This is a genomic window from Acinetobacter gandensis, assembly GCF_001678755.1.
Lineage (GTDB): Bacteria > Pseudomonadota > Gammaproteobacteria > Pseudomonadales > Moraxellaceae > Acinetobacter > Acinetobacter gandensis.
In genome coordinates, this window is record NZ_LZDS01000027.1 from 147,947 (window position 1) to 160,345 (window position 12,399).

Sequence of the window (12,399 nt, forward strand, 5' to 3'; positions counted from 1 at the left end):
TGTCCAAACGACACAAAATAAGCCATCTTGATAAAGGATTTTTTATGTCTGCTAAACAACTCGAGCAAGCAGCTCAAGCTACTAAAACTGCCTTTGTATTCCCAGGGCAGGGTTCACAAAAAGTCGGCATGCTCGCAGAGCTTGCGGAACAGTTTAGTGGTGTGCAAGAAACTTTTGCAGAAGCATCTCAAGCTGTCGGTTTTGATCTTTGGCATATTGCACAAAGTGGCGAAGGTTTAAATCAAACTGAATTTACTCAACCCGTATTATTAACTGCAAGTATTGCGTTATGGCGTGTATGGTTAGAGCTGGGCGGCGTTGCGCCGAAGTACTTGGCAGGCCATTCTTTGGGTGAATACAGCGCTTTAGTTGCATCAGGTGCGATGAGCTTGGGTGATGCAGTGAAATTGGTACATTTGCGCGGTCAGTTGATGCAAAGTGCTGTCCCTGCAGGTCAGGGTGCAATGGCTGCCATTCTTGGACTTGAAGATGCTAAAGTGATTGAGCTTTGCGCCCAAGTTGAAGGCTCTGTTGATGCTGCAAATTATAATGCGCAAGGCCAAGTGGTTATTGCAGGCGACAAAGATGCGGTTGAGGCAGTTATGGCATCGGCAAAGGAAAATGGGGGTAAAGCAATTGCACTTCCTGTTTCAGTGCCATCACATTGCGCATTGATGAAGCCTGCTGCAGAACAGTTCGCAACAGCATTGGAACAAACTGCCATTGAGATGCCGACTATACCTGTAATACAAAATGTAGGCGCTGAAATCGCGACAGATGTAGCGCAATTACGTCAGGCGTTAACTGCACAATTGTATCAATCTGTGCAGTGGACAAAGACCATGCAGTATCTGCAAGATCAGGGAATTCAGTATATTGCTGAATGTGGTCCAGGTAATGTCCTTGCGAATCTCGCAAAACGTTTACCAAATATTGAAAAAGCATTTCCACTGGACACTAAAGTTCGTATGGAAGATGCGCTGAATGCCATTTTAGTGGCAGAAGGGAAAATTGCATGACACAAGAACGCAAAGTTGCTTTAGTCACAGGTGCGAGCCGAGGGATTGGGGCTGCAATTGCTCAGCAATTAATTCAAGACGGTTATTTTGTTGTTGGTACGGCTACTTCAGAGGCAGGTGCAGAAAAACTCTCTGCTGCTTTTGCTGAAAATGGTGCCGGTAAAGTTTTAGATGTGCGTGATGCAACTGCGATTGATGCACTTGTGTCTGACATCGAGCAGAACTATGGTTCAGTACTGGTTTTAGTCAATAATGCGGGTATAACCAAAGATAATTTGTTACTTCGTATGTCGGAAGATGATTGGGATGACATTCTCAATATTCATTTAAAAGCCGTTTATCGACTTTCTAAACGTGTTTTAAAGGGTATGACTAAAGCACGTTTTGGCCGAATTATTAATATTAGTTCTGTGGTTGCGCATTTTGCTAACCCTGGGCAAGCAAATTATTCTGCTGCGAAAGCGGGGATTGAGGCCTTTGGTCGCAGTCTTGCAAAAGAAATGGGAAGCCGCCAAATCACTGTAAATGCAGTGGCTCCGGGCTTTATTGCAACAGAAATGACAGAACAGTTGAGCGAAGAAATTCGTAAAAAAATGAGTGATCAAGTGGCTTTAAACCGTTTGGGTGAGCCGCAAGATATCGCAAATGCCGTAAGTTTCTTGGCTTCCGAAAAGGCAAGTTACATTACTGGGACTGTATTACATGTAAATGGTGGTTTATACATGAGCTAAGCGCTTAAGTATAAACTTTCAAAACGATTTAGATTCAATTAAACTAACGGCATTAAAAACGCCACAAGCAATGAGGAGAATTCCTGTGAGCGATATCGAACTACGCGTAAAACAAGCAGTAGCTGAACAACTTGGTCTTAAAGCAGACGAGATCAAAAACGAAGCTTCTTTCATGGATGATCTAGGTGCAGATTCTCTTGACCTAGTTGAATTAGTTATGTCTTTCGAAAACGATTTCGACATTACTATTCCTGATGAAGATTCAAACGAAATCACTACTGTGCAATCTGCAATTGACTACGTTTCTAAAAAACTAGGTTAATTTAAGATTTCAGCGATGCTGATTTAAAAAGCTGCCATTTGGCAGCTTTTTTTATACCTATATTTTTTTAAGATGTTTTTTTACATTAACTTACGTTTATGTCACCAATGGCAACTCAAAACAGGTTATTTTTTAGCTATAAAAAGAATGTTTCATAAATAATTTAATCTTGAAAAACAGTAAAACAACGGAGAAAAACATGGGTCTTTTTGATTTTGTAAAAGGTATTGGTAAAAAGAATACAGCACCAGCAGAGCCACAAGCTGCTCCTGCAACACCATCAGAGCCTTCTGCTCAAGAAATCGCAAATAAGCTATTGGGGCACGTCAAGAGCTTAGGTTTACCTGTTACAGGTTTATCTGTGAGTTATAACGGTACATCTGACTTGGCAACGGTTAAGGGTCAAGTGCAGAGCCAAGCCGATCGTGAAAAAATTATTCTTGCGGTGGGTAATATTGATCATGTGGCGCAAGTTGATGATCAACTCACAGTTGCAAGTCCAGAGCCTGAAAGCAAATTTTATACTGTGAAATCAGGTGATAGCTTATCGAAAATCTCAAAAGAATTTTATGGTGATGCAAATCAATATAATAAAATTTTTGAAGCGAATCGTCCGCTGTTAAAGAATGCAGATGACATTTTTCCAGGTCAAGTGCTTCGTATTCCTGCTTAATTGTTGGTGAGTGAAAACCGCTGCTGAGTCAGCGGTTTTTTTTGTATGAATAATTTGTGATAGACATAATCGGTGAACATGTAATTGGTATGACAAATAATCATCAAAGTTGAAGATCTTGAATTTTGTGCTTTTTAGGGTGTTCAACGTAGTGACTTGATTGGGTATTAATGTTGATGTATTGGAATGCGAAATCGATATGAAAAGAGCTTGAATTTAATTTTTATAAATTTAGTCTTGATAGGTATAAAAAAACCTCCAATTTGGAGGTTTTTTGCGGAGAATAAATTTAGAAGGTAGGTTTAACAACCACTAAAATTACAACTGCAAAAAGAATTAATGTTGGCATTTCATTAAAGTAACGCCAAAATTTATGTGACTTATAGTGTGCATTCTCGATCAGCTTTTTACGGTAATAACCACATACAAAGTGATAAATTACTAAAAGACCAACTAAGCCAACTTTAAGGTAGAACCATAAAGCTTCGTGGTAATGGCGGGTTGCATCCCCCCAATCAACTAAAAAATGGGCTGTGATGAGTGTGGCGATCATCGCTGGCCACATTATACCTCGGTACAACTTGCGTTCCATAATCTGGAAGCGCTGGTGACTGGTAGCATCATCACTCATCGCATGATAAACATAGAGCCGTGGTAGGTAGAACAACGCAGCGAACCAACACACCACAGCAATAATATGTAATGCTTTTAACCACAAGAAAGCATCAGAAGGAGCATCCATTAAATCACCCTATCTTGGGCGGATTAGCCTTCCCATTTTTTGAAAACGAGGCAGGCATTTACACCGCCGAAACCGAAACTGTTACTCATCACAGTATTCAGTTTTGTGTTACGTTTTTCAAGTACGATATCAAAAGGTTTTGCACCTTCATCAAGCTCAGTTACGTTGATGTTTGGTGCAATGAAGTCATTTTGCATCATCAATACAGAATAAATGGCTTCTTGTACGCCTGCCGCACCTAAGCTGTGACCTGTCATAGATTTGGTTGAGCTAAGTGGTGGTACATTACCTACACCAAACGCATTTTCCATTGCTTTAAGTTCAGTAATATCGCCAGCAGGTGTAGATGTACCGTGGGTGTTTACATAATCAATTTTGTCTACACCATGTTGTTTTGCTTCTTCAAGCGCCATAAGTACGCAACGTGTTGCGCCTTCGCCACTTGGTGCAACCATGTCTGCGCCATCGGAGTTTGCAGCATAACCGACAACTTCAGCAAGGATGTTTGCGCCACGTGCTTGAGCGTGTTCAAGTGATTCAAGCACTACAAAACCACCACCACCAGCAATCACAAAACCGTCGCGGTCAGCAGAGTATGGGCGTGATGCAGTTTCCGGCGTTTCATTGTATTTAGAGCACAATGCCCCCATTGCATCAAACAGCAGGCTTTGAGACCAATGATCTTCTTCACCGCCACCCGCAAGCATTAAATCTTGCTTGCCAAGTTGAATCATATTGTATGCATAACCAATGGCATCAGCAGATGTTGCACAAGCACTGGTAATGGTATGAGCAATACCTTGTAATTTAAAGGCTACACCCACGTTTGCAGTGATCGTGTTTGTCATGTTACGCGGTACAAAGAAAGGGCCAACTTTACGTGCACCTTTCGTTTGTAATAGTTCATTCATTTCGATGACAGAAGCGGTTGAACCACCACCTGAACCCCCAGTAATACCATAACGTGGATTACCTGCAAGTTGTTCAGCAGTCAAGCCTGCATTTTCAACAGCAGCAACAGCCGCGTTATATGCATACATTGCGCAAACGCCCATAAAACGTTTTAAACGACGGTCAATTCCGTCAAAATTTTGTTCGGCTGCAGCGCTTACGTGGCTCTTAAAATTGAGTTCTGCATAAGTTGGGTTGAAACGTGTTCCAGAAATCCCGTTTTGCAAAGAATGAGTAACATCTTCTAATGTATTACCAATGCATGAGTTGATGCCCATACCAGTGATTACAACACGTTTCATCTACAGATCCTTTATAGCGAGTAGTGAGTGAGATGTGGAATAGCCTTTAGGAGAGGGCATCTACACAGTCTGACTCATGTATTTTGAATGGAATAATAATAGCAGAAAGCATTTTGAATTCTTATGGCAAATCCTATGCCAATTTTTGTCTATGTACTTTTACTGTGCTGTTATGAAAATCTTAACTAAAAGATACATATTCAAGTTGTGATAAAGTTTGACTACACCTAGTATTTATCAAGAATTTCAAGAATAGTTAGAATGGGGTCGGGAATGGCGAAATCGAATAATAAACCAACCAATAGTTTGCTCTCAAATGCCTTTGGAGTGGCTAAAAAGCTCAGTTCTACAGGGGTGTCAATTATTAATCATGTGGCACCAGAGTCGGTAACAAAGGTTATACAGCCGCAAAAAAATGGACAAACTTTAGAAGGGCAGTCACATCAAACAGGCTTGTTTGATGTTAAAAAATATGACAATCCGCAACAAATTTTACGTGAACATGTGCCGAATGTTTCTAGGCAACTGCTTGGTCGTCATTTTAGTACTGTTAATAATGTAGCGAATTTTGTCGCACCACAATTTACCGATAAAATTTCTGACTATTTATTTGATCAGTTGAATCATTTTAGCTCTGAATTGTCTTCTGTGGATGCGGTACTTGATGAAGCGGGTGTACGAGACTTAGAAGTCTTAACCCAAGATGTAGATCGTTCTCATCGCATTAGTCAGGCACTGGCTGAACAAAACAAATGGATTGCTTCTATACAAGGTGCAATCACGGGTGCTACAGGTTTGCTGGGTTCAACAATTGATATCCCTGCATCTTTGTTAATGACACTTCGGGTGATCTATCAGGTTGGACGTTCTTATGGCTTTGATTTGAGCAAAGAAACAGATCAAGACATTGTGCAGTTTATTTTTAAGCAGGTTGATCTAAGTTTAATTGCTGAAAAGCAAACATTGTTAATGGCTGTTAAAGCATTAACCAATACCTTGCAAACCAATGATCTTAGCCAATTGCAACAAATGTTGGGTTCAGATACTGATGCTGCGGCACTGAAAAAGTACGTGCTGGATGAGCAGGGTCAATTCAAATGGGCATGGCTGAACCAATTACCTAAGGTTTCACTGTTGAATCAAATTACACGATTATCGCCTGTTGCAAGCGCGGGGATCAGTGCGGTTTATAGTCGCCGTTTGGTTGATGAAGTGAATCAAAAAGCACAACAAGTTTTCTCGAATGCACGTCAGTACATTATTCAGCACCAAGATCTGACACTTCCGCCTTTACATGCCTATGAGCGTTCAATTGAATTGTTGGCACAGGCGACACCTAAATTATTAGAAGGTATCGAAACTATTAAAGCGAAAAGCTTAGGTGGTGCTGAACCTGTATTGGATCAAGTGGTTGAAGTAGAAGGGCATGACAGTATTCGTAATGTTAAAGTCACTAAAAAGACCCACATAAAAGCTGTTGATGATCAGTCGAATCAGGAAGATCGAGTGTTTGAAGGTTTGGATGCACTGGCAAAAAAAGTGGTTGAGCCGCATCAACCTGTTGCAGCGCAAAAGCCAGCTCTTAGTGAAAGTGAAGAATTTACTGCGGATTTAGATCTTGAAGAAGAGCAAGTGTTAGCTGAGGTTGAGCCAAAGCCTAAAGCAAAAGCACAAAAAGCCAAAGTGAAACAAGAAGATTCAGTTACAAAAAAACCAGATGAACCTGTTTAAAATTAAACCACTTATTTGCAGGCGAATAAGTGTGCAATAGGTGTAAACACTTAGATTTCAATGGCACTGAAATGTTGACCAAAATTAAGTCTTCGCTTACAATTGCATGCCCTCAAAAAGTAGTATTTTTTGGGGCTTTTAATTAACGGGAGATTTGCCAAATGGCAACAACAAATCAGTTGATCCGTAAGGGTCGTACAACTTTGATTGAAAAATCAAAAGTTCCTGCGTTGAAGGCTTGTCCACAACGTCGTGGTGTTTGTACACGTGTTTACACAACTACACCTAAAAAACCTAACTCAGCAATGCGTAAAGTTTGCCGTGTTCGCTTAACTTCAGGTTTCGAAGTTTCTAGCTACATCGGTGGTGAAGGCCATAACCTACAAGAGCACAGTGTTGTTCTTATCCGTGGTGGTCGTGTTAAAGACTTACCAGGTGTACGTTACCATACCGTTCGTGGTTCTTTAGACTGCGCTGGTGTTAAAGATCGTAACCAGTCTCGTTCTAAATACGGTACTAAACGTCCTAAGAAATAATCTTTTTAGATTAACTTCTTAAGAACGCAAGACCGCAATCCTTTATCGTCTCGCTTGTCTGATTTCTGCATTTAATTTTGTGAAATTCAAGCGACGTGTAGTAAGGCCAGCGAAATGTACACGACACTTTGTACTCATGCTGGATAAACCTGAAGTGTCATATTTATAGGTAGTTTAAAATGCCAAGACGTCGCGTAGTCGCTGCTCGAGAAATCCTTCCGGATCCTAAATTCAGCAGCCAAACAATCGCTAAATTCATGAACCACGTAATGCAAGATGGTAAAAAATCTATTGCTGAAAGTATCGTTTACGGTGCTTTAGACCGCGTTCAAGAAAAATCAAAAGTAGACCCAGTTGAATTTTTTGAAGCTACGCTTGAAAAAGTTCGTCCTATGGTCGAAGTAAAAGCACGCCGTGTTGGTGGTGCTACATACCAAGTTCCTATGGAAGTGCGCCCATCCCGTCGTACTGCCTTGGCTATGCGTTGGTTAGTAGATGCTGCTGCTAAGCGTTCTGAAAAAACTATGGCTTTGCGTCTTGCTGGTGAGTTGCTTGATGCAGCTGAAGGTAAAGGCGCAGCGGTTAAAAAACGTGAAGACGTGCATCGTATGGCTGAAGCCAACAAAGCATTCTCTCACTACCGTTTCTAAGCAAATAAAACAGGCCCTAATCAGGAAGTTGACAGGTTGGTTGTCACCAATTTGTCATTAAAACGCTTTAAGTTGCTAGCAACTTAAAGCGTCCTGTTTTAAACAACAAAATTTAGGAATGCAAGAAATCATGGCTCGTCAAACCCCAATTTCTCGTTACCGTAACATTGGTATCTCAGCGCACATTGATGCTGGTAAAACAACTACGTCTGAACGTATTTTGTTCTACACAGGTGAGAGCCACAAGTTAGGTGAAACTCACGAAGGTTCAGCTACAACTGACTGGATGGAACAAGAGCAAGAACGTGGTATTACTATTACCTCAGCAGCTGTAACATGCTTCTGGAAAGGTATGGGCAACCAGTTCGAACAACACCGTATTAACGTAATTGACACACCGGGACACGTTGACTTCACGATTGAAGTTGAGCGTTCTATGCGTGTTCTTGACGGTGCGTGCATGGTTTACTGTGCTGTAGGTGGTGTACAACCTCAGTCTGAAACTGTATGGCGTCAAGCTAATAAATATAAAGTTCCACGTATCGCGTTCGTTAACAAAATGGACCGTACTGGCGCTAACTTCTTCCGTGCTGTTGAACAAGTTAAAACACGTCTTGGCGGTAATCCAGTGCCAATCGTTGTTCCAATCGGTGCTGAAGAAAACTTCCAAGGTGTTGTTGACCTTATCGAAATGAAAGCGATTATCTGGGATGAAGCATCTCAAGGTATGAAGTTTGAATACGGTGAGATCCCAGCTGACCTAGTTGAGCTTGCTCAAGAATGGCGTACAAACATGGTTGAAGCTGCTGCGGAAGCATCAGAAGAACTCATGGACAAGTACCTAGAAGAAGGCGAGTTAACGAAAGAAGAAATCGTTGCTGGTATCCGTTCACGTACATTGTTGAATGAAATTCAACCAATGCTTTGTGGTTCTGCGTTCAAAAACAAAGGTGTTCAACGTATGTTGGATGCGGTTATTGAATTCTTACCAGCGCCAACTGACGTAGAAGCGATCAAAGGTATCTTAGACGACAAAGACGAATCTGAAGGTTCGCGTGAAGCGTCTGATGATGCACCGTTCTCTGCACTTGCGTTCAAAATCATGAACGACAAATTCGTAGGTAACTTAACCTTCGTACGTGTTTACTCTGGTGTTCTTAAAGCGGGTAGCCCGTGTTATAACCCAGTGAAAATGAAGCGTGAGCGTGTAGGCCGTATCGTACAGATGCATGCGAATGACCGTAAAGATATCGAAGAGATTCGTGCGGGCGACATCGCGGCGTGTGTAGGTCTGAAAGACACGACTACTGGTGATACATTATGTGATGAAAACCACGTAATTACACTAGAGCGTATGGAATTCCCTGAGCCAGTAATTGCACTTGCAGTTGAACCTAAGACTAAAGCTGACCAAGAAAAAATGTCAGTAGCTTTAGGTCGTTTGGCAAAAGAAGATCCATCATTCCGTGTACGTACTGATGAAGAATCAGGTCAAACAATTATTGCTGGTATGGGTGAGCTTCACCTTGACATCATTGTTGACCGTATGAAGCGTGAATTCGGTGTTGAAGCGAACATTGGTAAACCAATGGTATCTTACCGCGAAACGATCAAAAAATCGGTTGAGCAAGAAGGTAAATTCGTACGTCAAACTGGTGGTAAAGGTAAATTCGGTCACGTATACGTACGTCTAGAACCGCTTGCTGAAGATGCTGGTAAAGACTACGAATTCGTTGAAGAAGTTGTAGGTGGTGTTGTACCTAAAGAATTCTTCGGCGCGGTTGACAAAGGTATTCAAGAACGTATGAAGAACGGCGTTTTAGCTGGCTACCCAGTAGTTGGCATTAAAGCGACATTGTTCGACGGTTCTTACCATGATGTCGACTCTGACGAATTGTCGTTCAAAATGGCAGGTTCTTACGCGTTCCGTGACGGTTTCATGAAAGCGGATCCTATCCTTCTTGAACCAATCATGAAAGTTGAAGTAGAAACTCCAGAAGACTACATGGGCGATATCATGGGTGACTTAAACCGTCGTCGTGGTATGGTTCAAGGTATGGACGATCTTCCTGGCGGTACTAAAGCGATCCGTGCTGAAGTTCCACTTGCTGAGATGTTTGGTTACGCAACTCATATGCGTTCTATGTCTCAAGGTCGTGCGACATACTCTATGGAATTTGCTAAATATGCTGAAACTCCACGTAACGTGGCTGAAGGCATCATTTCTAAGTTCCAAGCTGGCGGTAAAAAAGGTGACGACGAGTAATCTTTCGATTACTATAAGCCCAAACTAATTCATAGTTAAAAACCAAGTGCTCATGCAGTATCCCTGCATGAGTAGTTTAAAAAGGAAGATCTCATGGCTAAGGCTAAGTTCGAACGTAATAAGCCACACGTTAACGTGGGTACAATTGGTCACGTCGACCATGGTAAAACAACTTTAACAGCTGCAATTGCAACTGTATGTGCAAAAACTTTTGGTGGCGAAGCGAAAGACTACGCTGCAATTGACTCTGCACCTGAAGAAAAAGCACGTGGTATTACAATTAATACTTCACACGTAGAATACGATTCAACTATTCGTCACTACGCTCACGTAGACTGCCCGGGCCACGCCGATTATGTTAAAAACATGATTACTGGTGCTGCTCAGATGGACGGCGCGATCCTTGTATGTGCTGCGACTGATGGTCCAATGCCACAAACTCGTGAACACATCCTTCTTTCTCGTCAGGTAGGTGTACCTTACATCGTTGTATTCTTAAACAAATGCGACCTTGTAGACGACGAAGAGCTTCTTGAATTAGTAGAAATGGAAGTTCGTGAACTTCTTTCTACTTATGACTTCCCAGGTGATGACACTCCAGTTATCCGTGGTTCTGCTCTTGCAGCTCTTAACGGTGACCAAGGTCAATACGGCGAGCCAGCTGTTGTTGCTCTTGTTGAAGCGCTTGACTCTTACATTCCAGAGCCAGAACGAGCTATCGATCTTCCATTCCTTATGCCAATCGAAGACGTATTCTCTATCTCAGGTCGTGGTACAGTAGTAACTGGCCGTGTTGAGACTGGTATCGTTAAAGTAGGCGAAGAAGTTGAAATCGTTGGTATCAAAGATACAGTTAAAACAACTGTAACTGGCGTAGAAATGTTCCGTAAACTTCTTGACGAAGGCCGTGCGGGCGAGAACTGTGGTGTTCTTCTACGTGGTACTAAACGTGAAGACGTTCAACGTGGTCAAGTACTTGCTAAACCAGGTGCAATCAAACCGCATACTAAATTCGACGCTGAAGTATACGTACTTTCTAAAGAAGAAGGTGGTCGTCATACTCCATTCCTTAACGGTTACCGTCCACAGTTCTACTTCCGTACTACGGACGTAACTGGTGCGATCGCGCTTAAAGAAGGCGTGGAAATGGTAATGCCTGGTGACAACGTTGAAATGTCAGTAGAGCTTATCCACCCAATCGCAATGGATCCAGGTCTACGTTTTGCGATCCGTGAAGGCGGTCGTACAGTTGGTGCTGGTGTAGTTGCTAAAGTAACTGCATAATCGCTGATTGTGTAAAAAAGGCGCCTCTTTGAGGCGCTTTTTTTTTATTCAAATTCAATTAAATATAAAGATTGTCTAACAATAATTCTAAAAGCTGTCCTTAACTGATAATTCACTGTCCTTATCTGCACAAATAAACATTCAATAATTCCTTAATATAAAAAACATCAAAACAAATAATAAATGAGTGATGTATTCACTCAGTAGGAGTTTTTGCATGAATGCTAAAGTAAAGATTACCAATCGCGCAGGTGCGAGCTTTCCAGTTCGTCGTATGAATTTTGATTTCGATGCTGTGCCTGAATATTGGATGAATGGGTCTGCGGGTTTAACGCATTTTATGACTGCTTTATCTGCATTATTTCCAGCGGGTGAAATGTTCTTTATTGACAGTGTTCGTGCTGTGAGACAGCACCCAGCCATTAAAAACAATGAGGTATTGCAAAAAGAGATCAGTGCGTTCATTGGTCAAGAAGCGATGCATACACAAGAACATGAAGGCTTCAATGCTTCGGCTCAGAAATATGGTCATGATGTAGAAACGCTTGATAAAGCCACAGGTCGTGTAATCCAAGGTGTACGTAAAGTATTTGCACGTATTGGTAAACCCGTTGGAATTACCCAAGAAATGGTGGATTTAACAGCAACCACTGCTTTGGAGCATTTTACAGCAACGATTGCATCTCAATTATTGGTGAATAAACACATCCAGGAATTGATGGCAGATGAAACCATGAAAAATATGTGGTTATGGCATGCAATTGAAGAGAATGAACATAAAGCTGTTGCGTACGATGTCTTTGAAGGCGTATTTGGTAAAGGTTTCAAGGCTTATGCCTTACGCACGGGTTCATTAGTTGGCGCAATGGTCACGTTATTCTTTGTACAGAGCTATTTTGTGGCACGTTTGCTTAAAGAAGATAAGCAACTAAATTTCGCTGCTTTGAAAGATATTTATACCTATGGTTATAGTCCATCAAAAGGCATTATTACGGGTATGGGCAAAGAAATGTTGATGTACTTTAAACCTGGTTTTCACCCAAATGATATTGATACACATGGTTTGCTAAAAACATGGAAAGCATATTTGGGACTTTAATCACAGCGCTGTGGTAACTTTTTGTGAAGAGCGATGAAGATCGCTCTTTTTTTTATTCGACTTTATGAACAAAGTTCCTATAATGCGACTTCC

The 12,399-nt window shown here is 41.6% G+C and carries 12 protein-coding genes; 10 read left to right on the forward strand and 2 right to left on the reverse strand.

The features are described from left to right. Positions 1-44 precede the first annotated feature (44 nt). The 4 genes from fabD to lysM all read left to right on the forward strand — a co-directional run bounded on the left by fabD (position 45) and on the right by lysM (position 2,745). Complete coding sequence (gene fabD, locus A9J31_RS11975) at positions 45-1,019, forward strand: ACP S-malonyltransferase (protein WP_067766126.1); 975 nt, start codon at positions 45-47, stop codon at positions 1,017-1,019. Next, the gene (fabG, locus tag A9J31_RS11980; protein WP_067766129.1) at positions 1,016-1,750 is read left to right on the forward strand and encodes a 3-oxoacyl-ACP reductase FabG; all 735 of its coding nucleotides are present in this window, start codon (positions 1,016-1,018) and stop codon (positions 1,748-1,750) included. Before fabD ends, fabG begins: the two co-directional genes overlap by 4 nt. A gap of 85 nt (positions 1,751-1,835) precedes the next feature. Next, positions 1,836-2,072: an acyl carrier protein gene (gene acpP / locus A9J31_RS11985; RefSeq protein WP_067766132.1), complete on the forward strand. Its 237-nt coding sequence runs from the start codon at positions 1,836-1,838 to the stop codon at positions 2,070-2,072. Positions 2,073-2,271: 199 nt separating this feature from the next. Next, positions 2,272-2,745: a peptidoglycan-binding protein LysM gene (lysM, locus tag A9J31_RS11990; protein WP_067766136.1), complete on the forward strand. Its 474-nt coding sequence runs from the start codon at positions 2,272-2,274 to the stop codon at positions 2,743-2,745. A gap of 289 nt (positions 2,746-3,034) precedes the next feature. On the opposite strand, the gene hemJ is transcribed toward lysM, so the two are convergent. Continuing rightward, positions 3,035-3,487, reverse strand: coding sequence for a protoporphyrinogen oxidase HemJ (gene hemJ, locus A9J31_RS11995; protein ID WP_067766139.1), 453 nt, complete (start codon positions 3,485-3,487; stop codon positions 3,035-3,037). A gap of 23 nt (positions 3,488-3,510) precedes the next feature. Continuing rightward, the gene (locus A9J31_RS12000) at positions 3,511-4,740 is read right to left on the reverse strand and encodes a beta-ketoacyl synthase N-terminal-like domain-containing protein (RefSeq protein ID WP_067766142.1); all 1,230 of its coding nucleotides are present in this window, start codon (positions 4,738-4,740) and stop codon (positions 3,511-3,513) included. 273 nt (positions 4,741-5,013) lie between these two features. Between A9J31_RS12000 and A9J31_RS12005 the strand changes: the two genes are divergently transcribed. The 6 genes from A9J31_RS12005 to A9J31_RS12030 all read left to right on the forward strand — a co-directional run bounded on the left by A9J31_RS12005 (position 5,014) and on the right by A9J31_RS12030 (position 12,306). Beyond that, a complete protein-coding gene (locus A9J31_RS12005; protein WP_067766145.1) occupies positions 5,014-6,471 on the forward strand; it encodes an EcsC family protein in 1,458 nt (485 codons plus the stop codon). Positions 6,472-6,632: 161 nt separating this feature from the next. Next, positions 6,633-7,007 (forward strand): 30S ribosomal protein S12, encoded by a 375-nt coding sequence (gene rpsL, locus A9J31_RS12010; RefSeq protein ID WP_004648013.1) that lies wholly within the window; start codon positions 6,633-6,635, stop codon positions 7,005-7,007. 179 nt (positions 7,008-7,186) lie between these two features. Next, positions 7,187-7,657, forward strand: coding sequence for a 30S ribosomal protein S7 (gene rpsG / locus A9J31_RS12015; protein WP_067728659.1), 471 nt, complete (start codon positions 7,187-7,189; stop codon positions 7,655-7,657). 130 nt (positions 7,658-7,787) lie between these two features. Continuing rightward, positions 7,788-9,923 (forward strand): elongation factor G, encoded by a 2,136-nt coding sequence (gene fusA, locus A9J31_RS12020; RefSeq protein WP_067766323.1) that lies wholly within the window; start codon positions 7,788-7,790, stop codon positions 9,921-9,923. 93 nt (positions 9,924-10,016) lie between these two features. Then, a complete protein-coding gene (gene tuf, locus A9J31_RS12025) occupies positions 10,017-11,207 on the forward strand; it encodes an elongation factor Tu (protein WP_067761367.1) in 1,191 nt (396 codons plus the stop codon). A gap of 217 nt (positions 11,208-11,424) precedes the next feature. Continuing rightward, entirely contained in the window at positions 11,425-12,306 is an 882-nt protein-coding gene (locus A9J31_RS12030; RefSeq protein WP_067766148.1) for a metal-dependent hydrolase, read from the forward strand. The last annotated feature ends 93 nt before the right edge of the window (positions 12,307-12,399 follow it).

Coding starts and splice junctions, on each gene's coding strand:
- fabD (WP_067766126.1), top strand. CDS start 45: ATGTCTGCTAAACAACTCGAGCAAGCAGCTCAAGCTACTAAAACTGCC.
- fabG (WP_067766129.1), top strand. CDS start 1,016: ATGACACAAGAACGCAAAGTTGCTTTAGTCACAGGTGCGAGCCGAGGG.
- lysM (WP_067766136.1), top strand. CDS start 2,272: ATGGGTCTTTTTGATTTTGTAAAAGGTATTGGTAAAAAGAATACAGCA.
- hemJ (WP_067766139.1), bottom strand. CDS start 3,487: ATGGATGCTCCTTCTGATGCTTTCTTGTGGTTAAAAGCATTACATATT.
- A9J31_RS12000 (WP_067766142.1), bottom strand. CDS start 4,740: ATGAAACGTGTTGTAATCACTGGTATGGGCATCAACTCATGCATTGGT.
- A9J31_RS12005 (WP_067766145.1), top strand. CDS start 5,014: ATGGCGAAATCGAATAATAAACCAACCAATAGTTTGCTCTCAAATGCC.
- rpsL (WP_004648013.1), top strand. CDS start 6,633: ATGGCAACAACAAATCAGTTGATCCGTAAGGGTCGTACAACTTTGATT.
- rpsG (WP_067728659.1), top strand. CDS start 7,187: ATGCCAAGACGTCGCGTAGTCGCTGCTCGAGAAATCCTTCCGGATCCT.
- fusA (WP_067766323.1), top strand. CDS start 7,788: ATGGCTCGTCAAACCCCAATTTCTCGTTACCGTAACATTGGTATCTCA.
- tuf (WP_067761367.1), top strand. CDS start 10,017: ATGGCTAAGGCTAAGTTCGAACGTAATAAGCCACACGTTAACGTGGGT.
- A9J31_RS12030 (WP_067766148.1), top strand. CDS start 11,425: ATGAATGCTAAAGTAAAGATTACCAATCGCGCAGGTGCGAGCTTTCCA.